Raw genomic sequence first — 21,756 nt, 5'->3', positions numbered from 1 at the left:
CTTGTCTAAATCAATTAAGCTCTGATTTTTTCCAAGAGCTTACCTGCTTAAACCCATTGCTGGGTAGTCATGTAATTTGAATTAATTTGGCCAAATATTATACTTAATGCCTGGCCAGGCTACTTCTCTATTCTATTTTTTTCTAGGCAGGCCATTTTCAAAAACATAATCCGCAATATCATAGCCTTTCTCTTCACCCACATCCACAGCTTTTCGGAAATGATACCCTATATAAATTCTTGATAGGGAATTTTCGCTTACTGCATCCATAATGTTGTTGAATGATCTGGGGTTTGGCATGTAACCACTGTCTGTGGTGAAAGGAATATTGGCCGTTCCAAAAAAGCGGATTAATACTCCCCCTGCGGCAGAACCAGAAATAGCATGTGCAGAAGGATATTCCCCTACAGGTGGAGTTGGGATAGTTGAATTCCAATTTATGTCCCCAACAGTATCATCATTTCCATCAGAATCACCATTTCGGATGGCAGTGATGGGCCTCCAATAGTTGAAGTGGATTTTTGAATCAAATACCGCAATGTAGGAATCAGCAATTGCCATGTGGACCAATGCAAAAAGCCTTGCAGTTTCCCATATATTGTAATATTTGTTGCGCTGTAATAAGACTTCCCTGGCGATTCGATTCCAACCCCTTGAGGAATTCTCTGCCCAAAACAGTCCCAAATATCGCTGATCATCCGTAACTTCTGTACTATTTATTTTTCCTAGATCTTTAACCTCATTATAATCAGCAGTGTATTGTGGGCTATTAATTGCATAGGGGGCTTCCGGACGAAATTGATCGGCACTGGCTATAATCCAGGTTTTTTGGAGGTGAAAGCCTGCCAAGGCATAGTTTAAGGGAGGTATATACTGAAATACTCCCGGTTCGGTTCCTGAAGCCGGTGTGGGATTAAATCCCATCAATGCTAGGTATGGGGCATCCGCAGCACGTTTGTCTAATATTGATTGAGCAACTGATTTTCCTAAAGCAATTCCTCTTTCTTTTTTATCTCCATCTTTTATATCACCCATGGTGGCAGTATAAAGGCTGTCAATAGAAGATTTGTGCGGATCAGTAGTAGGGCCAATACTTCCCAAAACCTCATAGACTGCCTGAATTAGAGTAGCATTTGGATCGGCTTTTTTATCTTCGACCTGAGAGGCGTATGTCTGGTATTTGGGATCCACTGAATTTAAGGCGTCATGCATAGCTACATGATATATTGCAAAAAGCCTCGAAACAAGAGGAGGAGATATCCCCACACCAATAGGGTAAGTGTAAGCTTTTTCAATTTGATGGCTCCACTTGAGCATGACTGTTGGTGAATCCTTCAGGTTCTTCCCTTGATCCCATGTCATATTGGTTCTTACAGGTTCAGTTTGGAATTCAGGATAGCAACCCGGTACACAAAAAATAAGCGTAAGACTCAAAACAAGTCCCCCAATTCTCATCCAACCCTTTGTAAGGTTGAATAAGTGACCAATTCCCTTTTTCATAGTTTTGTTGTTTAAAGTGACACATTATTTATTCTACCAGTGATAAAAATTGGCCATGTGTCCTCAAAAATTCATTGGACAGATGGGGTTAACCAGTGGAATTAAATAAAGGTAACTCCGCCTAAAAAAAATTAAGTGGTAAAAAAACGACAAAAATCAACTATATCCTCATCTCAATCCGAGAACCCTGTCAGGGGCATTTTTGTCTGCTGCCCAAAGCTGAGTGGGTGTCACTCCTGCAAAATCCCGATAATCTTTGGCCATATGTTGGTAATCCTCATACCCGCAATCTATTGCGACATCAAACCAGGTCAATTCGGGATGTCTGGATTTATGAATAAAGCTCCAGGTAAAGCGATTAATCCTAATCATTGTCTTGGGGCCAACTCCAAAATACCTTTTGGAAAGCCTTTCCAATTGCCTGGTAGAAAGGCATGCTTGACTAGCCAAAAAGTCAACATTTGTGCTTCCTTCAGTTGAAGAAAATAAAGGTAATGCCCTTTCAAAGTAATGGATCTCCTGTTGCACGTTTTTTCTAAAAAGCTCCACCAAAAAACGGTCAACGATTTCAATCATTTCGGGATAACATTGAGCTTCTGACAGCCGTTGCTCTACCTCTCTGGTTTCTTGGGGAAAAACAAGTTCAAAATCCAAACTTTTGTCTTTCAATTCATAGAACGGAATCTTGGTTAGCCTGTATAAAGCTCCGGGATAAAAAGGTACTTGAATCAATAAAAATTGAGGGGACACCATACGGTGGATCATTTGAGTGGACTGCCCTATAAGTATGGTTTTATTTCTGAATACAGTTTGTCTGTCTCTTTGAAGGTATACCTGTTCGGAACCTTTTACATAGAAAACCAAATATTGCTCATCCCTAGGTGGAAATGGTTTATAAGGAATCTTTGCATGTGCGGGAAATTCAAAATGACGGAGATGGTAAGTTTTCACCAATCCGTTCAATTCTGGGGAAGGAGAAAAATTCTTAAATATCATAGGATGTAAGGGGTTATAGGTAAACTAAAAACTCTAAAAATCAGGCAGTTGAATTTAATATTTTTCTTTAAAAATTCCAAAATCGAATTCTTGAATTTCTTACTGAATTCTTGAAAAAGTTCAATGTTTAAAAAATGCAGTCCATAAAAGAAAAAAGCCTCAAATGAGGCTTGACTGTGGGAGTTGAGGGATTCGAACCCCCGACCCTCTGCTTGTAAGGCAGATGCTCTGAACCAGCTGAGCTAAACTCCCAATTTGGGGAAATAAGATAATTTAAAGTGGGAGTTGAGGGATTCGAACCCCCGACCCTCTGCTTGTAAGGCAGATGCTCTGAACCAACTGAGCTAAACTCCCATATCCATTCACTTTCAGAATGGAGTGCAAATGTAAAATTAATTTAATATGTAGACAAAAATTGAGTTTTATTTTTCTGAATTCAGTACTAATCCATTGATATTGAATCGATAAAATTTAATTGGTCCTTTCAATATTCACCATGATCCCTGCTTTAAACCACCTTCCCGGCATCTGAACAAATCCGGCCTCTACATATTCTGTATTTGTCATGTTAGAAATTTCAATGAATAAGCCGATTTTTTTCAATCTATTGTAATCTATTCTTGCATCTAATAAAAAGTATGGCGACAAGTCCATTCTTTCCAAATATCTCGCTTTAACATTGACTTCTGCTTTCCTGAAAAACTCAGACCGAATTCCTCCAATTACTTGATTTCTAAGAGAATTTAAAGCATACCTTGACTCAACACCTTCTGCCTGTATCAGATCGGCATGAATGAAATTATAACTTAATGATAATTCTGAGATTTTTGCGTTTTCATTCCCCCAATTGACCAAGTATTGAATTGATGTTTCAATTCCACTAAATGTAACTTGACTGATGTTATCAGGTGTCCATGGATTTGGATTTGGCTGGGAATTACTTGGCCCACGGGTATAATCAATTAAATTTTCAGTTTTTCTGTAAAAATAAACCAATTCCCCCCTTAAATATTTTTTATTGATTTTCCAGCCAAATTCATAATTCCAGGCTTCCTCCGGCAAAAGATTTGGATTGCTGGAATTGCTTGGGTCTTGATAATATAATTCAGTGTAGGATGGAATTCTGTAGCTTGCCCCAAAATTAGTATATAATCTCGAACTTGAATTGAGCTGATATCCTAATTCCGCACCTGGAAAATGTTTCCAATTGTACTCATTATAATAGTTGGAATAAATTCCAGCTCTTAAATCAAACTTTTCAAGAAATTCAATACGGTGCTCTGCAAATACTCCCAAAAAACTCCTGTCCCTGTTTCCCAAATTAGAGCTTTCTATCATTTCCTTTCTACCTTCAAATCCAAGTCCTGTTGTCCCAATTTTGGAGGTATAGGTTCCATTTATTTCCAATGCCAAAACATCCGAAATATGATTGTTGGTAAAAAACTCAGGCTCATTTCGCCTTAACCTGAATTCATCGATATTTCTTCTCCAATATCCTCTGGTCTGAATAAAAAGGTCTTTGTTGCTGTAACTATGGCTAAGGGAGCCCAAATATGTCTGAATGCTTTCCCATTGGTCCGGAAAACGATCAGTGTAAAAACCATTGGCACCAAAATTTCGATCAGCAAGACCTAGCATCAAATTCAATTTATTCTTTTCATTTATTTCATATCCGGACTCATAAAAAAGATTATTCACTTTGAAATCTGAATTATACCAATGACCCTCCGAAGCATCATGTGAAAGAGAAATTGTCTGCTTATATTTCCCAATGGGTAAAGATGAAATAATATGCCCTCCTCTCATTCCGAAATCTCCTCCAAAGGCTTGGATATTTAGGCTTTTGGTTTCAGGCAATTCTGTTATGATATTAATTGCGCCGGCATAGGCGTTTTGGCCGTAAATTCTGGATCCTGGCCCCTTTAGAATATCTATTCTTTGAATGGCCTGAAAAGGTACCGGAATATTCATTAAGTGGTGACCGGTTTGTGGGTCCGTAAGCTTGATTCCATTAAGTAAAATCAAAGTTTGCTCAAAACTGCCTCCCCTTATGCCCACATTTGCCTGAACTCCGCTTACTCCTCTTTGCCTTACATCCACACCAGGTGTAAAAGCCAATATTTCCTGAATGCTTCTGGCCGGTGTTGTTTCAATATCCTTTCTGTTTATGACACTGATATTTCTTGAAACTTTGCTAAAAGGAATTTCCATCCGGTTTTCCGTGATGATGATCTCTCCCAGATCCAGGGTGGTACTATCCTGATTCCCAATTGCCATTCCAATAGTTAAGGACAATAGGGCTACAGATAAAATCAATTTCATGTTAATTGTGGTTTGAAGGGGCAAATAACTGATCAATTTAGGCTATTTACAAATTGCGTAGACCATTATAATGTTTTACCTTAAAGGATAATATTGATATAAAATGGATTTTTTCTTCTTATATCTTTTTCAATTAAAGCCTCATGATTTAAATAATTAGAATATTTGAATAGAACATTTGCTATAAATTTTTTTATTCTGCTCCTATTTTCGACAATATCCAACAATGCATTTAGGTAAATACAAATTTCAGAAAATAAGGTTGGTGAACTTATTGAATTTGGAAGGACGGGTCTTATATAAATTCAAATATTGATTTGGCAATCAAGAGGTTTTATCCTAATAGAAATAACTATCTCTTGAGCTATTTTAACCACGATGAAAGTTCAATTTATTTAAAATTCACCTTTGAAGTTGGACAAAAAGAGCGGAGGGGACTACGGGTAGAAATATGGTCCAAAAGGTATCAATGGAACTATCTTTTGAAAGTTAGCAAAAAAGTGATTGCTGTTGAAATTGACCCTGACAAAGTAATTACGGATATTAATTCCGGAAATAAAAAATGGTCAACTCCTTTCTAAAAAAGATTAGATAATTCAATTACTTTAAAAAATAAGCGCTTAGACCATCAAGCGCTTATTTTTTCATTAAAAATTTAATATTCATCGTTGATTTCTATCCAATACCCATCAGGGTCCTGGATATATATTTGTTGGACACCGTCAGGTCTTATATTTATTTTTCCTTTATTTCCAGGCCAATCACTATACTCAATTTTCAATTTATCCAGGTTAGCAATAAAGGTATCCATGTCCGGAACACTGAAACAGATGTGGTTATTTTTGTTGATAGAGACAGGTTCCCATGGAGCTTGGATAATGTGCATGGATAGGTTATTTCCTATGTCAAGCCAAACATGCAGGCCATCCTTAAATGGCTCTTCTATTTCTTTGAAATCGAAAACCTTGGTATAAAACTCGCTGCTTCTTTTGATTTCTTTAACATATACCGCTAAATGGGTTATTTTGGCTTGTGCAATTACTGTTTGATTCATGATGCCTAAGCTGATGATTGTCAAAATGGAAAATATCGTTTTCTTCATAGGATTTTGGGTTTGCTAATTAAATTTAGCTCATTTATTTGGTAGAATCCCCGATTTACCCAATTTTAAAATGAGTTGACAAAAAAATAAGCCCATTTTGGGCTTATTTCTAATAAGTATTTGTCGTTTTATTTTTCAAGTTTTTCACTTAAGGCTAATTTTTCAGCCTCATCAAATAAGTTTATAGCGTGCAAATAGATTTCGTTGATATCATTGATTACTTTGTAAAAAGCGTTATCATCATAAATATTACGCCCCATATGAGCTTTCAATAGTATTTTTAGGTATTCTTTAGATTTTTTATAATCTTTTTCGTCAAACTTCACTTTATTTTTTTCACCTACCTTAATCAATCCCTGCAGCATTTCTTCTGAGATTTGATATTTATTATAATAATCTTCAAAACTCATTCCTTCAAATTTCTTCTTGTTTTTATCAAGATAATCCAAAATAAATTCTCTTGAGGAATCAGAATTGAAGAGTCTGTTGACATACATGCTGCTCATAGTTGTGTCTAGGGGTACAAAGAAGTCAGGCATAATTCCTCCTCCTCCATATACAGACCTGCCAGACTTGGTCTCATACCTCAAACTGTCATTAAACTTAATGCTATCTGCAGTAAAGAATTCTCCGTGCTCGAATCTATTGCTCCAATCATTGGAATAGTCCTCATCATCTCCATATGGTTTTTGAATAGATCTTCCGGAAGGGGTATAATATCTTGCAATAGTCAATCTCAACTCCGCTCCATCGGAAAGATCAATTGGCATCTGAACAAGACCTTTTCCAAAAGATCTTCTTCCTACAATCAACCCTCGGTCATTGTCCTGAATGGCTCCTGCTACAATTTCGGAGGCAGAAGCACTGCCTTCATTGATAAGAATAATGACTGTTCCGTCCTCAAATAATCCTGGTTTTATGGCATATGCTTTTTGGTTATACCTGTTCAATTTGCCTTGTTGCGAGACAATCAGGGCATTTTCATTCAAAATTTCATCCGCAATATTTATGGCGGCACCCATATACCCACCTGGATTGCTCTGAAGGTCGAGGACAAGTTTTTTCATTCCCTGTTGTTTCAATTCAGAAACCGCTTTTTTAAACTCTTCATGAGTGGTTGCGGCAAATCTGGTTACTTTGATATACCCGATTTCTTCATTGATCATATAGGTGGCATTGATAGAATACTGTGGGATTTTATCCCTGGTAATTTCATAAGGAATTAGTTCTTTTTGATTCTTTCTTTTGATATCAACTTTCACTATTGAACCCCTAGGTCCCCTCAGTAAATCAAATACATCTCTATTGGTAATTCCGGTACCCGCGACAGTTTTTCCATCCACATTAATAATCTGGTCACCGGATTGGATGCCTAATTTTTCCGAAGGTCCGCCACTTAAAGGTGCGACCACATAAATTGTATCTCTTATTATCCCAAATTCGACCCCAATTCCGTCAAATTCACCATCCAGTTGGGATTTGGCAAGAGATGCATCTTTGGCGGGAATATAAGAAGAATGGGGATCTAACTTTTCCAACATACTCTGGATACCGAATTCTACCAATTCATTGGTATTGACACTATCAACATAATCTCTGTTGATATAAGTAATGATCTCCTGCAATTTATAAATGGCAGCTTTCAGGTCGTTTCTTTCGGTTTTGGGCTCAGCAAAAGTTGCTCCAATCCATATTCCTGCAGAAATGGAAAGGGCAAGTATCAAAGGTAATCTGATTTGCTGTTTCGTGTTTTTAATTTCGCTCACGTTGTCCTTCGTTATTTGAATTAATGTAATTGGTCTTTATCCGTGACCAATATAGTATTAAACTGAAATTTCATCTAATTCGTTTTTATAAACGAAATAAATTCGATTTTGATAGGGCTTTTGCCTGAATTTAGCTAAAATCGGTTAATTTTGTCAATATGATTGATTTCGAAAATATACAAAAAAGTCCAATTAAAGACATTGTATCGGAGAATTACGTCTTTGCAGCGATTTTACATTATTTTGGAATCAGTTTTTTTCAATATGAGCAAAATTCCCTGAAGGAGGTTTGTAAAAAATTTAAGTTAAATCCTCAGCAATTAATCGATGAATTAGAGGATTGGGCTAAAAGGAAAGAGCCAAATCCTGAAGATTTGTTTCTTCATCCCATTGAGGTGTTGGTTTCCTACCTGAAAAGGAAGCATTATTTTTTTGTCAGACAGGAACTTCCTTTTCTTTCTAATATGATTTCCGGAATCCAATCAGAAATTCCTGAATATCGAAACGTTCTTAATGATCTCAGGATGATGTTTCCCCTTTTTGTGGAAGATTTTATCCATCATATACATGAAGAAGAAAGCAGACTCTTTACCAGAATACAACTTCTTCATGAAATCGAAAATGATGAATTTGAACTCCCGCTTGCTCTTCATATTTTGGAGAAAGACCCTGTGGCTCTTTTGGCAGAATCCCATGAAGTCCATGATGATGAGATGCAGGGAATCCGTCATCTGACCAAAAATTATTTTCTGCCCAATCATGCACCCATAAGCATCAAAGTGCTGTATCATGAATTGGAAAATTTTGAAAAAGAACTGACCATCCATGCCCAAATTGAAGACCAGTTATTGTTTCCCAAAGCTGTTGAACTAGAAAAGGAAGTTCTCAGAAAGATCAGAAAAAAAATCATTAATAATTGATGGCCAGAATAATTGCGATTGATTTGGGAACCAAAAGGACAGGTATTGCCGTTACTGATACATTGAAAATAGTTGCGAACCCACTCCAGACAATAGAAACAAACAATCTGATAGAATTTCTCCAATCTTACTTCCAAAAAGAAGAAGTTGAAACAATTGTTTTGGGGTTTCCGAAACAATTAGATGGAAAACCAAATGAAATGACGCCAAGAGTAATTAGCCTAAAGGACAGGCTGACAAAATTATTCCCTGACAAAAAGTTGGTTTTGGTAGACGAAAGGTTCACTTCCAAAATGGCTATGCAAAGCATGATCACTATGGGGAGTAAAAAAAAGGACAGGAAAGAGAAAACAGGAAATTTGGATAAGGTAAGTGCTGCTATAATCTTACAATCTTACTTGGAACAAATATGATTTACCCGATAGTAGCTTATGGAAATCCCATTTTGAAAAAGGAAGCTGAAGAGATCAGAGAAGGAGAAAACCTTCAGGAAATCATTCAGGATATGTTTTCAACTATGGATAATGCCAATGGGGTAGGTCTGGCAGCCCCACAGATAAACAAAGGTATTCGATTGTTTGTCATTGACAGTTCTTTAATGCTGGATGAGCAGGATGATGAAATTGGGGTAAGGAGAGCTTTTATAAATCCTATCATTTTAGATGAATATGGAGACAATTATGGATTTGAAGAAGGATGTTTAAGTATTCCTGAAATCAGGGCTGAAATTATAAGGCCAGAAAAGCTTACCATTGAGTATTATGATGAAAATTGGAATCTTAAAGAGGAAGAATTTTCTGGAATGACCGCTAGGGTAATTCAGCATGAATATGACCATTTAGAAGGGATTTTATTTATTGATTACCTTAAAGGACTTAAAAAGAGATTGGTACAGGGAAAATTGGTAGATATCAGTAAAGGAAAAATTCCAACAGATTATAGAATGATTTATCCATTGAAATAACTACAAAACCAACTGGGATCTCTTGTTGGTTTTTTTATTCCCAATTTATTTATCATGCAGGAAATTGCCCCCATTATAAAAATTGCATTGGTTCAAACCAATTTGTTCTGGAAAGATAAGACAGCCAATTTGGCTATGCTTGAGGAAAAGTTAATGAACTTTGAGGGGGAAACAGACCTGATCATTCTTCCTGAAATGTTTCCTACAGGATTTACAATGGAGGTGGAGGAAGTATCCGAGCCAATGAATTTTACCACAACAAGGTGGATGAAGCAAATAGCAAAACAAAAGAAATCAGTTGTAACAGGAAGTGTTGTCATTAGAGAACATAATAAATATTTTAATAGGCTTTTGTGGGTAGATAAGTTTGGAAATGTAGATTGGTATGATAAAAGGCATTTATTTAGAATGGCTGAGGAAGATGCCTATTATGCAATGGGAACTGAAAGAAAAGTATTCGATATTAAAGGTTGGAAAATACTGCCTCAGGTATGTTACGATTTACGTTTTCCTGTTTGGAGCAGAAATAGGGTAGAGGGTGATAAAATGGAATACGATATTGCCCTGTATGTTGCAAGTTGGCCAAGTCCAAGGATTTCTGCCTGGGATATTTTGTTACAAGCCAGGGCAGTAGAAAATCTCTGTTATGCTATAGGGGTGAATAGAATTGGTCAGGATGGGAATTCAATACCCTATTCAGGTCATTCGGGAGCATATAATTTTAAAGGTGAAAAATTGGCATTTTCTTCGGATGAAGAGGTTATTCTCCCAATTTCTTTAGATTATGCTTCTTTAGTGGAATTTAGAGAAAAATTTCCTGCCTGGAAGGATGCAGATGAATTTCAATTGAAATAAGCAGTTTAATATTATTTTTTAGTTTCTGAATAAACCCGTTCTTCTTGATGTAAACTCCCTTTGAAACTAGTATAATTTGTTTAATTTTGGCGCAATTTTGAAATAGTCCCTTCAAGGTGGATCAGTTTTTCCTTGCCTGATTTAATTTATTGTTTGTGGGCTTTTTCCATAAATTAGTTTAAACATTCTGAATAGATTAATAATGACCACGAAAACCGCAAAGATTCTATATACGCTGACTGATGAGGCTCCAGCGCTTGCTACCTATTCATTGCTTCCCATTGTCAAGGCCTTTACAGAATCTGCCGGAATTACAGTAGAGACGAGGGATATTTCCCTGTCCGGAAGAATCATTTCCCAATTTCCGGAACGATTGAAGCCGGAACAAAGAATAAATGATGATTTATCTGAATTGGGGGAAATAGCCAATACACCTGAAGCTAACATTGTCAAACTGCCTAATATTTCAGCATCTATTCCTCAGCTGAAGGCTGCAATTAGGGAACTTCAGGCGAAGGGATATGCTTTGCCCGATTATCCCGATGATCCTAAAAATGAGGAAGAAAAGTCCATTAAGGCAAAATATGATAGAGTTAAGGGGAGTGCGGTAAACCCTGTTTTGCGTGAAGGAAATTCAGATAGACGAGCCCCACTTGCTGTAAAACAATATGCAAAAAATAATCCCCATAGTATGGGCAAGTGGTCATCGGATTCCAAATCCCACGTTGCAAGTATGAGCAAGGGGGATTTCTATGGAAGCGAAAAATCAATTACCCTAGATCATGAGGATAAAGTACGGATAGAATTAGTGGGAGACGATGGATCAGTGATTGTATTAAAGGATAGTTTGGCTTTGAAAGTAGGAGAAGTGGTTGATGCATCAGTAATGAGCGTCAATGAATTGAAAAAATTCCTGAAAGAACAAATCGAAGATGCGAAAAAAACAGGCGTCCTGTATTCTTTGCATATGAAGGCCACCATGATGAAAGTTTCAGACCCTATCATTTTTGGACATGCAGTCAGGGTTTTCTTTGCTCCTGTATTTGATAAATATGGGGATTTGTTTAAAGAATTGGGAGTGGATGTCAATAATGGTTTTGGGGATCTACTGGCAAAAATTGCTGAGCTTCCAGAATCAAAAAGAAAGGAAATTGAATCGGATATAGCGAAATGCATGGCAGACGCACCCGATTTGGCAATGGTAAATTCTGACAAAGGTATTACCAATTTACATGTGCCAAGTGATGTTATCATTGATGCTTCCATGCCTGCAATGATCAGGACATCAGGTCAGATGTGGAATAAGGAAGGGAAACCTCAGGACACCAAAGCAGTCATACCAGATAGGTCTTATGCAGGTGTTTATCAAGAAACCATCGATTTTTGCAAAAAAAATGGCGCATTTGACCCTTCTACCATGGGTTCAGTACCAAATGTGGGTCTGATGGCCCAAAAGGCAGAAGAATACGGTTCCCATGATAAGACTTTTGAAATCCATTCAGATGGAGTTGTGAATGTTGTTTCCTCCTCAGGAGAGGTATTGATCCAACATGAAGTCAAAAAAGGGGATATTTGGAGAATGTGTCAGACAAAAGATGCTCCTATTCAAGATTGGGTGAAACTCGCTGTAAAAAGGGCAAAGGCAACAGAGGTTCCCGCTGTATTCTGGTTGGATAAAAAGAGGGCCCATGATGCTGAATTGATAAAAAAAGTTAATAAATACCTTCAGGATCATAATACTATCGGTCTTGAAATCCATATCATGTCTCCGGAGGAAGCCACACGATTTACGCTAGAGAGATTAAAAGCAGGCAAAGACACTATTTCTGTGACAGGAAATGTGCTAAGAGATTACCTTACAGATTTATTCCCGATCCTGGAACTCGGAACTAGTGCTAAAATGCTTTCAATAGTTCCATTAATGAATGGAGGAGGTTTGTTTGAAACAGGGGCCGGTGGTTCTGCACCTAAACATGTTGAACAGTTTTTGGAAGAAAACCATCTTCGATGGGATTCATTGGGAGAATTCCTTGCGTTGGCAGTTTCTTTAGAACATTTAGGGGAGACCTTTTCCAATGCCAGGGCAAAAGTTTTGGCAGAAACCCTTGATCAGGCAACAGGGAAATTTCTTCAGGAAGATAAATCCCCATCCAGAAAAGTAAAAGAACTGGATAATAGGGGAAGTCATTTTTACCTTGCCTTGTACTGGGCTGAAGCTTTAGCCAATCAGGATAAAGATAAAGGGTTGAAAACAGTTTTTACTCCAATAGCCCAAGAATTAAAGGAAAATGAAGGAAGAATTGTAGGAGAACTTAATAATTGTCAGGGAGATAAAGTTGATATAGGAGGGTATTATAAACCTGATATTGTAAAAGCAACAAGAGCGATGAGACCGAGTGAAACCTTTAATAATATCCTTTCCAAAATTTAATTTGAAAAAAGCGGTTTTTGCCGCTTTTTTTCTTTTTGGTTATCCAAGCCAACTTGAATCATTTGTACCAAGAAGTTGATTAAAAATTATTTAATAAATTTGGGCTAGTGGATAAAAAAAATATTCTCCTGATTATCAATATCTTGTTTAATTTAAAAGTATTCCGCAATCGATTGTATTTTATTCCTTAATTAAACACTTCATTTTCAATCTCTTAAATATTTTGGGGAGCAAGATTTATTTGGTAAATTTAAACCATAAAAGAGATAAGAATTATCAAAATTAAGATTTAATACAGTACCAAATTATTTTTAAAGTTTTCGCAACACTACAATAAATAAAATAACTATGAGCAAAATCAAAGTAGGAATCAATGGATTCGGAAGAATCGGAAGACTGGTTTTTAGAGCAGCACAATCCAGATCTGATGTTCAGGTGGTTGGTATCAATGACCTGATAGATGTGGATTATATTGCCTATATGCTAAAATATGATTCCACCCATGGAAGATTTGATGGAACAGTTGAAGTTAAGGATGGTAAATTAATTGTTAATGGTAACCAAATCAGAGTAACTTCTGAGAAAAGTCCTGCCAATCTAAAATGGGGAGAGATCGGAGCTGATTATGTGGTTGAATCTACTGGGATTTTCCTGACCAAAGAGACTGCTCAGGGACATATTGATGCCGGAGCAAAAAAAGTAATCATGTCTGCACCTTCAAAAGATGATACTCCAATGTTTGTGATGGGAGTAAATGAAAACAAATATACTTCTGACATGAATTTTGTTTCCAACGCCTCCTGTACCACAAATTGTCTTGCACCCATTGCTAAGGTTCTGAATGATAATTGGGGAATTGAAGAAGGGTTGATGACAACTGTTCATGCTACTACAGCTACCCAAAAGACAGTTGATGGTCCTTCGGCTAAAGACTGGAGAGGTGGACGAGGAGCTGCTCAGAACATTATCCCTTCATCAACAGGAGCGGCCAAGGCAGTTGGAAAAGTAATTCCGGAATTGAACGGCAAATTGACAGGAATGGCTTTCAGGGTACCAACACCAAATGTTTCAGTGGTTGATTTGACTGTCAGACTTAAAAAACCGGCCACTTATAAAGAGATTTGTGCCAAAATGAAAGAAGCATCAGAGACCCACCTCAAGGGAATATTGGGATATACTGAGGATGCTGTGGTTTCTACAGATTTCAATGGGGATCCAAGAACTTCCATTTTTGATGCAGATGCAGGGATACAACTTAGCGAGACTTTTGTGAAGGTTGTATCCTGGTATGATAATGAATGGGGTTATTCCAATAAGGTGGTAGATCTATTGGCCTACATTGCCGGAAAATCTTAATATTTAACTGATATTATATCCAACAAAAGGGGGGCAATTTTGTCTCCCCTTTTTGTTTGCATGGATAATTTTGGAAGAGTGTTCTTTTTTTGCTATTATGTAGGATATTAAAATATTACAGTTTCATGCGCTTATTATTAATTTGGATTTTTCTTATGGGAAATCCAGGAATGTTGTTGACAGTAACCAATTTCATTGCTTCCCTCCCCGAAAATGATAATCACCAAGTATTAATTACCTACCAGAATAAAACAATCCCAGAAGAGATTTTTGATCCAGTAAAAAAGGCTTTGGAATTTTTTCCGGAATTGAAAGGTGTTCATATCACATTTGAATTAAAGGATAAAATTTCCGGATCTGTAATGCAGGCACAGCCCAAAGTTTTTTCCCTCTTTGTTGATGGAAAAGAAAACAGAAAGTACCGAATAAAAATAACAAGAAAACTTGATTTTGGAGACCAAATAGTTCCTATTGAAAACATACCTAAAGACGCCCTTATCGGGTGGATTGGGCATGAATTGGGGCATATCATGGATTATTTGAATAGATCATCAGTCAATATGATGCATTTTGGAGCAAAATACTTTTTATCAAAACAAAAAGTGATTGAAGCTGAACTAACTGCTGATGGCTTTGCCATTGGGTGTGGAATGGGGCGTCATATCCTTGCAAATAAAAACTATATCTTAAATAATGACGGCTTTACGGAGGAATACAAATACAAAATCAGGAATTTGTATATGTCTCCTGAACAAATTTTAACTATGCTGGAGGAAATTGATTAATTGTTCCAATTGCTTCGTCAGAATTGGTAATTCCAGACACTTATTTCCATTTGCTTAACCAATATTTATTGACTTAAACAAAAAGGACTTTAAAATCTAACTTGTTGTTGCAAAGTAAAAGGTTACAGGTGATCTCCCTTAAATTGTTTGACTTTCTATAAGAATTTCTTACTCGTCATATTTTTGTACTCCATGACATACAGCTGATCAATGATATTAAATACAAAGAAAGAAAAGAATCAAAATTAACGGGTATTATAAAAACCTTAAGCCCTTAAATTTCTGAGTCTATAATTTTGTAATGTTTTCTTTTTTAATAAAAACTTTTTTTCCTCCCCAATTTACTTCATACCAGATATCTTTTGATGATTTGATCACCACTCTATGACCCGGATCAACTACCGAAAGTAATTTACCTCCTGCCGTGGGTTTTTCCATAACCAAAGTAGGACTTCCTGTTACTATTCCTGTCGTGGCCTGAAATAGAAAGTTGTTGGATATGAAAGTAAGGATTAAAAAAAAGATAGTAGGAAAATAGTATTTTGGTTGATCTACCCTTTTCCTATAGGCGACCAATAAGATTAAGGATAGAATAAGCAAAATAGAAAAAATAGAAGTGAGTTCTTCCTGAAGGTCTGTTAAGAATTTTAAAAACCTATCAGAATCATCCAATTCATACCCAATTAAATTGCTTTGTTCGGTCAATGCCTTAATTTTTGTAATAACCCTTGGATTTGGATTTTGATCATAATATTTAGCCAGATAAAAGCTAGCTTTGGAATAATCGCCGGTTCCCTCAGCTACAAAGGCCATTTTTAAAAGCATTGCAGGGGAAAAAATCTCATCATTGATCAGTAAGTCTTCATAAATTGAAAATGCTTCCTGATAGTTTTGGGCTGCAAACAAAGAATCTGCTAAAGAAAGCTTTGTTGTATTAGCTTGACAATTAAAGCTTTGTAAAAAAGCGATAAAAAATATTATAAATTTTGTCAGAAAGATTCGGTCTAGGTTTTGCATTTTAAATCCAGTAGCTTAAATTTGCAGTCCAATTACGGTAATGATTTACGAAAAAACAAGTCAAAACCACAAGGATTAGCCATCTCGAAAGTAATCGGTAAGGTGGAGAACAAAAATGATTCTGTTTCCCGATAGTTATCGGGATGGTAGAGCATAACTTGATTCCGTAGCTCAGCTGGTAGAGCATAACACTTTTAATGTTAGGGTCCTGGGTTCGAGCCCCAGCGGGATCACAATAAAAACCAACGGGTTTTTAGGGTATATTGAGTAAGTTCGGGGTGTAGCGTAGCCCGGTATCGCGCCACATTTGGGATGTGGAGGTCGTAGGTTCGAATCCTGCCACCCCGACTATTTTATCAAGGTCCTGTAGCTCAACTGGATAGAGCAACTGCCTTCTAAGCAGTAGGTTTCAGGTTCGAGTCCTGACAGGATCACTTAGGTGAGCATCCATCAAAGGATGCTCTATTTATTATATAGGTTTCAGGATTTAGTACTCTCTAATTACCAATCAAGATTGTAAAGTATAAAACTTGATTCCGTATCCCGATATTTATCAGGATGGAAGAACAAAACTCGATTCCGTAGCTCAGCTGGTAGAGCATAACACTTTTAATGTTAGGGTCCTGGGTTCGAGCCCCAGCGGGATCACAAACCTCCAAAAATTGGAGGTTTTTGTTTTTAAAATAATTTACCTCTTTCCAAATGTATTTTTAGGTTTGTACGATTGACTTGAATCGCTTCGATGATTTCCTTTGATATATTTGTTTCATTGAGATAAACTTCTTTCAATGAAGGAATGCGTATAATATGCAAAATATTGCCGTCAGTAATGTTGGTTTTTGAAAGATCCAGAATTTCTAAATTCTCCAAACTGGATAAATAGGCGAGCCCCTCTCCATTCATTTGGGTTTGCTGAAGATATAGCTCTTTCAATGAGCTCATTTGACCAATATAGTAAAAACCATCGTCAGTAATATCACTTCCAATGAATGAAGCTTTTGTTATCATTTCGAACAAAGGCTGAAGCTCAATCAAATCATTGTCCCTAAATTTTGATGGAGGAAATGTCATGGATAGGAAAATGGATTTCTCTTCGTATGGATCTATGCTAAGTTCATAATTATTTGAGTGCCCTAAAGATTGTATAAGACTTTCAGTGCTGATTTTTTGGTTAAATCTTCTTTGCTGTTCTTTTTCAAGTTCTGATAGGTAAACCGATATGATGGGTTCGATGTCGGGATTTGAAGAGGCTTCAGTTAATCTGATTTTTGGGTCTGCACCATTATCTATCCACCATTTCAACAGTAAAACCTCGTTGGTGTTCAGTGGTGTTTTCCCATCAGGTGGCATATAGTCATTGTCATTAGTCGGTAGGGTTACTCTTCGGTAAAGATCGCTCTCGGCTGATGAATTAAGGACCAATGTAGCATGTTCTCCTTTTCCTCCCTTTAACAAGTCCTCGTATGTTGTCAAAATAAGCCCCCCTTTTGATTTGTTTTCATTGTGGCAGCTCATGCACTTATTTTCCATGAAGGCAACTATTACATCATCATACACCAACATTTCTTCTATGGGCTTTGGCTCCCAATTGGGTTGAGGCTGATTTTTACCCGGAAGAAACTGGGTCAGATATTCTTCTCCATGCGTAAGAGAACCACCTTGATGGCTGGTGTAAAACAAAACTAGGTTTGCCACAAAAAGTGTGATAAAATAAGCCCAATAATATGGTTCTCGCTTGAATTTAGCATAGGTCAAAAATAAGAATAAGCCGAGAGCCGTCAAAGCTGTCAAGCACACTCCACCCCATAGATGCCGATTCATTATCTCCCCTGTGTATTCCCCCGTATAAAAAAGTAAAAAACCAAAAATCAAAGAACCCAAACAGCCTAAAATCCCAATTCCCAGTATAAAACCAATGAGTGTCGCCTGGACTTTTATAATGTTGACTTTTTTTAATATCTCAAAAATCAAGGCCAGAAATATTAAAACTATCGGAAAATGAACGACCAATGGGTGAAACCTACCAAGGAAAATAGTTATATCCGAAGGGGCTTCTCCGGGATTTATTAGGGGAATGAATAGAATTCCCACACTAAGTAATAGAAATAAATGCCTGAACTTTATAAAGATGTTCTTTTTGTTGGTCAAAAGAGGGTGAGAATTCATCCAATAAAAAGTCTAAAACTATACATGAATTTCACATAATTCCCCTGTGCTGTCTGCAAAGCATTCAAGTGGCATGTCCAAAACATGTGCCATGGAGAGATATAAGTTTGCCAATGGGGTATCCTTTTCAAATTCCAAATTTTGACCTGGTTTCAATCCACCACCACCTTTTCCACCGACCAAAACGGGGAGGTTGTATGGGGAATGGGCATTGCCGTCTCTTAATCCCGAACAAAACATAATCATTGAATTGTCCAATAGATTCCCATCCCCATCTGGAAGTGATTTTAATTTTTCAAGGAAGTAGGCATATTGGGCCACATGCCATTCATTTATAATCCGGTATTGTTCAAGTTGATCTTCAAGGTTTTGGTGATGGGATAATTGGTGGTGGCTTCCCTGCACTCCGGGAAGAAAAGAAAAATTCCTGTTACTAACTGAATTCCCAAACATAAAAGTACCGACCCGTGTAGCATCAGTCCAAAATGCCAAAGCCATGATATCTAACATTTGCCGTGTCTTTTCTGTAATATCCACGCCGACAAAAGTTTCATTGAATTCATCAATACGCAAGTTGAGACCCACCAACTCTTTCTGAATTTCCGGTGTTATTTGATTTTCAAATGTTTTGATTTTTTCTTCATTATCAATCCGCTTTTCTATGGATCGGATCGATTCTAAATATTCTTCCAATTTATCTTGATCTGCCCTTCCAAGTTTCCTTTGAAGAGCATCGGCATCTTCTTTTACAAGGTCAAGAACACTTTTTTTCCATCTGTCATTTTCCGGTTTGGAATCAGGTAAGCTACCCCTAAACAATCTGTCAAATGCCATTCTTGGCTCAATTTCCCTTGAACATGGTTGGGTTGGAGTCTTCCAAGAAATGACAGATCCATAAAGTCTGGTGAATCCAACAGCTCCGTCAATTCCTGAGTTTATTCTTTCCATTCCATATTGGACAGAGTCAAGTAAAGTGTCCTGACCATAGTGCTTGGCTATTAGTTGGTCAAATGAAATGCCCCCGCTGTGTAAATTATCACCTACTGTTTGGTAAATGGGCAAACCGGTTAATAGATTGGCCGTTTTGGCATAATGTCCGTCTGCTCCAGGGAAAATTGACCCTTTATTCATTAAATTATTCAAGATAAGAATGTCATTTTTAACCTTGGCAAGAGGTCTTAATGTAGATGTAAGTTCAAAATCCCTCCCAAATTTTTCAGGAGTCCAATGGAATTTGTTTACCCCGTTTGGCATAAAGAGGCAGGCAAAGCGAATTGGCTTTTTTTCCATATTGTAAATACTCATCCCGGGTGGGACCATAGCCTGTAAGAAGGGGAGTGCGATAGTGGCCCCTAATCCTTTTAACATGCGTCGACGCGAGATATGCCAATTACCCATGATTTTTAATTTTTTGCCAACATTTTAAATTTTTCAGCTCCATCATTTACCTTATACCTGAATGGATAACTATTAACAAGAGCAATTATGAATTCTTCTGTATTAAAGTTGTTGTCCATTAAGTTCTTAACAAGTGCCTGAATATAGAGCTCGTCCTTAAATTCCACATTTCTACCAATTGCATAGGTGAATGTTTTTTCAGCAATAGTTCTGGCAAACAAATCCTTTTTATTGGCAAGAATCTTCTTTAATTCACTCGGTCCATTAAATATTTCACCACTTGGTAAGGTATCCCAGGCAACAATTTTGTCCTGTCCATAACTTTCTCTCCAACGCCCAATTGCATCATAGTTTTCTAAACCAAATCCGATGGGATCCATCTTTTGGTGGCAGGAAATACAAGCAGGTTTCGACCGGTGAATAGTCAAAAGGTCACGGATACTTGCATTAGGGTCTGTTGCTGCTTCCTCGGGAAGATCGCCCACATCCGGCGGTGGTGGGGGAGCAGGCGTCCCAAGTATTTCTTCAAGGACCCATTTCCCTCTTAAAACCGGACTGGTCCGTATGGGAAGAGAAGTGGAAGTTAAGATACTGGCCATGCCAAGTATTCCTCCCCTTGGGCTGTTGTAAAGGTTAACTTTTTGAAAATCTGATCCTTGGACACCTTCAATGCCATAGTGATTGGCCAGTTCTTCATTCAGGAAAGTATAATCACTATCTATCAAGTCCAGGAAATTTTTACTGCCAGTAAGCACGTAATGAAAAAATTCTACCAATTCCTGGTACATCGCTGCCCTTAAAGATGATGTCATCTCGGGATATCTTTCCGGATCAGATGTGTTTTCTTCCCTGAACCTACTTATTCCAAACCACTGTGTCGCAAAACTTTCCGAGAAATGTTTGGCTTTTTCGTCCTTCAGCATTCTTTGAACCTGTTTTTTTAAAACTTTTGGGTCATGAAGGTCTTCCCTATATGCTACCTCAAAAAGTTCTTTGTCAGGGAAAGTAGACCATAGAAAGAACGAAATTCTGCTGGCCAATTCAAAATTGCTAAGAGGATAAGCATGATCAACTGGCTGTTCCTCCTCATAACGGTATAAAAAATTAGGAGAAACCAGAACAGCTTTTAGGGTTTCTTTGATCGCCAAGTTAAATTTTTCTTTCCCTTTTGTTCCTTCATATACTTCGTCAAAAAGAGATAAATAAGTTTGTTTTTCTTCTGGGGTTAGGAACCTTCTGAAAGCATTACTTGTAAAGGGAACGATTACTTCCTCTGCAGCAATCAAATGTTTTCTTACATAACTTTTAGGAGCAAAAATACGGACAATCCAATTGTAAATGCGTTTGAATAAATTTTCTCTGTAGGGTTTGGGGACAATTTTTTTCCAAATTTCAGGATTGGTATATGCCAAGTCCAAAATTTCTTCAGCAGCCTCGTAATATCTCTCCATTTTTAATGGGGTGATAAAAAGGGTACTTGGAAAATTATCAAATCCTGCTCCACCGGATCCATCGCTTGGGAACCTTGATCTGGCATCAAACTTCACACCTACTAAATTATAGATTGAATACTCGTATTCAGTATGGCTCAATCTTCTGATAACAACCCTGCCCGGATCGTTTGAAGATAAAGACTTTAGCAAAATAGCATTAACAGAATTGATAAAAGACTCCCTCTCGGCATGAGTCATATGAGGTTCGCCGGCTGGAGGCATTTCTCCAGATTTGACAGTTTGTATAATATTTGTCCAAACTTTTCCACCTCTTACAATTCTACTTTCAAAGTCATTGATGCCCATGAAATAGCTTTTGATGCTAAGACCTCCTGATCTTTTGGTGTCATGATGGCAAGAAAAGCAATGCTTCTCTGCCAAAGGCATTAAAGTTTCAATATGGTCAACATCAGATTCTTTCACTTCCTCAGCAATGACTGTATTGAAAACCATAAAAAATAATATGATCTGAATAAAGGAGGATTTCATAGCATTTGAATATACAAAAAAAATAATATTTCAAATAGTGCTACTTATTCTCTTATTTGTATGGTATTCCTACAGTGTGAGTGTCTTAAAAATAAGGGATGAATGAAATTTCAGATCCTTATTTTGGGAAGTATCATTAATGGGTGAAAATTGTAATTTTTATTATTTTCTGCTTTTCTTAGGTTATTTCCAAACA

The 21,756-nt window shown here is 37.1% G+C and carries 16 protein-coding genes and 6 tRNA genes; 11 read left to right on the top strand and 11 right to left on the bottom strand.

Annotated elements, in window-relative coordinates:
- Window positions 1–132: 132 nt before the first annotated feature.
- The 7 genes from ACFSKV_RS11360 to ACFSKV_RS11330 form a co-directional block, all read right to left on the bottom strand.
- Window positions 133–1,500 (bottom strand): vanadium-dependent haloperoxidase, encoded by a 1,368-nt coding sequence (locus tag ACFSKV_RS11360; protein ID WP_380802694.1) that lies wholly within the window; start codon window positions 1,498–1,500, stop codon window positions 133–135.
- Window positions 1,501–1,668: 168 nt separating this feature from the next.
- A complete protein-coding gene (locus ACFSKV_RS11355; RefSeq protein WP_380802693.1) occupies window positions 1,669–2,496 on the bottom strand; it encodes an AraC family transcriptional regulator in 828 nt (275 codons plus the stop codon).
- Between the two features lie 177 nt (window positions 2,497–2,673).
- Window positions 2,674–2,748: transfer RNA gene (locus ACFSKV_RS11350), tRNA-Val, on the bottom strand.
- Window positions 2,749–2,775: 27 nt separating this feature from the next.
- Window positions 2,776–2,850: transfer RNA gene (locus ACFSKV_RS11345), tRNA-Val, on the bottom strand.
- Window positions 2,851–2,967: 117 nt separating this feature from the next.
- Window positions 2,968–4,818, bottom strand: coding sequence for a TonB-dependent receptor plug domain-containing protein (locus tag ACFSKV_RS11340; protein WP_380802690.1), 1,851 nt, complete (start codon window positions 4,816–4,818; stop codon window positions 2,968–2,970).
- A gap of 655 nt (window positions 4,819–5,473) precedes the next feature.
- Window positions 5,474–5,920: a VOC family protein gene (locus ACFSKV_RS11335; RefSeq protein WP_380802688.1), complete on the bottom strand. Its 447-nt coding sequence runs from the start codon at window positions 5,918–5,920 to the stop codon at window positions 5,474–5,476.
- Window positions 5,921–6,048: 128 nt separating this feature from the next.
- Window positions 6,049–7,686, bottom strand: a complete 1,638-nt coding sequence (locus tag ACFSKV_RS11330; RefSeq protein ID WP_380802683.1) for a S41 family peptidase — start codon at window positions 7,684–7,686, stop codon at window positions 6,049–6,051.
- A 158-nt stretch (window positions 7,687–7,844) separates the two neighbouring features.
- Between ACFSKV_RS11330 and ACFSKV_RS11325 the strand changes: the two genes are divergently transcribed.
- The 7 genes from ACFSKV_RS11325 (at window position 7,845) to ACFSKV_RS11295 (ending at window position 14,997) form a co-directional block, all read left to right on the top strand.
- Window positions 7,845–8,606 (top strand): hemerythrin HHE cation-binding protein, encoded by a 762-nt coding sequence (locus ACFSKV_RS11325; RefSeq protein ID WP_380802679.1) that lies wholly within the window; start codon window positions 7,845–7,847, stop codon window positions 8,604–8,606.
- On the top strand, window positions 8,606–9,019 hold the full coding sequence (gene ruvX, locus ACFSKV_RS11320) for a Holliday junction resolvase RuvX (protein WP_380802676.1): 414 nt from the start codon (window positions 8,606–8,608) through the stop codon (window positions 9,017–9,019). Before ACFSKV_RS11325 ends, ruvX begins: the two co-directional genes overlap by 1 nt.
- Entirely contained in the window at window positions 9,016–9,570 is a 555-nt protein-coding gene (gene def, locus ACFSKV_RS11315) for a peptide deformylase (RefSeq protein ID WP_380802673.1), read from the top strand. The genes ruvX and def overlap by 4 nt, the downstream gene beginning before the upstream one ends.
- Before the next feature lie 54 nt (window positions 9,571–9,624).
- Window positions 9,625–10,425: an amidohydrolase gene (locus ACFSKV_RS11310; protein WP_380802670.1), complete on the top strand. Its 801-nt coding sequence runs from the start codon at window positions 9,625–9,627 to the stop codon at window positions 10,423–10,425.
- A gap of 202 nt (window positions 10,426–10,627) precedes the next feature.
- The gene (locus ACFSKV_RS11305) at window positions 10,628–12,856 is read left to right on the top strand and encodes an NADP-dependent isocitrate dehydrogenase (protein WP_380802666.1); all 2,229 of its coding nucleotides are present in this window, start codon (window positions 10,628–10,630) and stop codon (window positions 12,854–12,856) included.
- Between the two features lie 348 nt (window positions 12,857–13,204).
- Window positions 13,205–14,212, top strand: coding sequence for a type I glyceraldehyde-3-phosphate dehydrogenase (gap, locus tag ACFSKV_RS11300; RefSeq protein WP_380802662.1), 1,008 nt, complete (start codon window positions 13,205–13,207; stop codon window positions 14,210–14,212).
- Window positions 14,213–14,337: 125 nt separating this feature from the next.
- On the top strand, window positions 14,338–14,997 hold the full coding sequence (locus ACFSKV_RS11295; protein WP_380802659.1) for a hypothetical protein: 660 nt from the start codon (window positions 14,338–14,340) through the stop codon (window positions 14,995–14,997).
- A gap of 288 nt (window positions 14,998–15,285) precedes the next feature.
- On the opposite strand, the gene ACFSKV_RS11290 is transcribed toward ACFSKV_RS11295, so the two are convergent.
- Complete coding sequence (locus tag ACFSKV_RS11290) at window positions 15,286–15,903, bottom strand: hypothetical protein (protein ID WP_380802656.1); 618 nt, start codon at window positions 15,901–15,903, stop codon at window positions 15,286–15,288.
- 271 nt (window positions 15,904–16,174) lie between these two features.
- On the opposite strand from ACFSKV_RS11290, the gene ACFSKV_RS11285 reads away from it, so the two are divergent.
- From ACFSKV_RS11285 to ACFSKV_RS11270, 4 genes are all read left to right on the top strand, one after another.
- Window positions 16,175–16,247: transfer RNA gene (locus tag ACFSKV_RS11285), tRNA-Lys, on the top strand.
- 41 nt (window positions 16,248–16,288) lie between these two features.
- Window positions 16,289–16,362: transfer RNA gene (locus ACFSKV_RS11280), tRNA-Pro, on the top strand.
- Between the two features lie 12 nt (window positions 16,363–16,374).
- A tRNA-Arg gene (locus tag ACFSKV_RS11275) sits at window positions 16,375–16,448 on the top strand.
- Between the two features lie 141 nt (window positions 16,449–16,589).
- Window positions 16,590–16,662, top strand: a tRNA-Lys gene (locus ACFSKV_RS11270).
- Window positions 16,663–16,692: 30 nt separating this feature from the next.
- On the opposite strand, the gene ACFSKV_RS11265 is transcribed toward ACFSKV_RS11270, so the two are convergent.
- The 3 genes from ACFSKV_RS11265 to ACFSKV_RS11255 are packed head-to-tail and all read right to left on the bottom strand — an operon-like array spanning window position 16,693 to window position 21,560.
- A complete protein-coding gene (locus tag ACFSKV_RS11265; RefSeq protein ID WP_380802654.1) occupies window positions 16,693–18,180 on the bottom strand; it encodes a c-type cytochrome domain-containing protein in 1,488 nt (495 codons plus the stop codon).
- A gap of 18 nt (window positions 18,181–18,198) precedes the next feature.
- The gene (locus ACFSKV_RS11260) at window positions 18,199–19,548 is read right to left on the bottom strand and encodes a DUF1552 domain-containing protein (protein ID WP_380802652.1); all 1,350 of its coding nucleotides are present in this window, start codon (window positions 19,546–19,548) and stop codon (window positions 18,199–18,201) included.
- A 35-nt stretch (window positions 19,549–19,583) separates the two neighbouring features.
- Window positions 19,584–21,560 carry a DUF1592 domain-containing protein gene (locus ACFSKV_RS11255; protein WP_380802650.1) on the bottom strand — a complete coding sequence of 659 codons (1,977 nt, stop codon included), beginning with the start codon at window positions 21,558–21,560 and terminating at the stop codon, window positions 19,584–19,586.
- Window positions 21,561–21,756 lie beyond the last annotated feature (196 nt).

Origin of the sequence: Shivajiella indica (genome assembly GCF_042683085.1) — a bacterium.
In the GTDB taxonomy this organism is placed as follows: domain Bacteria; phylum Bacteroidota; class Bacteroidia; order Cytophagales; family Cyclobacteriaceae; genus Shivajiella; species Shivajiella indica.
This window is presented reverse-complemented; position numbering and strand designations above follow the sequence as displayed.

Coding starts and splice junctions, on each gene's coding strand:
- ACFSKV_RS11360 (WP_380802694.1), bottom strand. CDS start 1,500: ATGAAAAAGGGAATTGGTCACTTATTCAACCTTACAAAGGGTTGGATG.
- ACFSKV_RS11355 (WP_380802693.1), bottom strand. CDS start 2,496: ATGATATTTAAGAATTTTTCTCCTTCCCCAGAATTGAACGGATTGGTG.
- ACFSKV_RS11340 (WP_380802690.1), bottom strand. CDS start 4,818: ATGAAATTGATTTTATCTGTAGCCCTATTGTCCTTAACTATTGGAATG.
- ACFSKV_RS11335 (WP_380802688.1), bottom strand. CDS start 5,920: ATGAAGAAAACGATATTTTCCATTTTGACAATCATCAGCTTAGGCATC.
- ACFSKV_RS11325 (WP_380802679.1), top strand. CDS start 7,845: ATGATTGATTTCGAAAATATACAAAAAAGTCCAATTAAAGACATTGTA.
- ruvX (WP_380802676.1), top strand. CDS start 8,606: ATGGCCAGAATAATTGCGATTGATTTGGGAACCAAAAGGACAGGTATT.
- def (WP_380802673.1), top strand. CDS start 9,016: ATGATTTACCCGATAGTAGCTTATGGAAATCCCATTTTGAAAAAGGAA.
- ACFSKV_RS11310 (WP_380802670.1), top strand. CDS start 9,625: ATGCAGGAAATTGCCCCCATTATAAAAATTGCATTGGTTCAAACCAAT.
- ACFSKV_RS11305 (WP_380802666.1), top strand. CDS start 10,628: ATGACCACGAAAACCGCAAAGATTCTATATACGCTGACTGATGAGGCT.
- gap (WP_380802662.1), top strand. CDS start 13,205: ATGAGCAAAATCAAAGTAGGAATCAATGGATTCGGAAGAATCGGAAGA.
- ACFSKV_RS11295 (WP_380802659.1), top strand. CDS start 14,338: ATGCGCTTATTATTAATTTGGATTTTTCTTATGGGAAATCCAGGAATG.
- ACFSKV_RS11265 (WP_380802654.1), bottom strand. CDS start 18,180: ATGAATTCTCACCCTCTTTTGACCAACAAAAAGAACATCTTTATAAAG.
- ACFSKV_RS11260 (WP_380802652.1), bottom strand. CDS start 19,548: ATGTTAAAAGGATTAGGGGCCACTATCGCACTCCCCTTCTTACAGGCT.
- ACFSKV_RS11255 (WP_380802650.1), bottom strand. CDS start 21,560: ATGAAATCCTCCTTTATTCAGATCATATTATTTTTTATGGTTTTCAAT.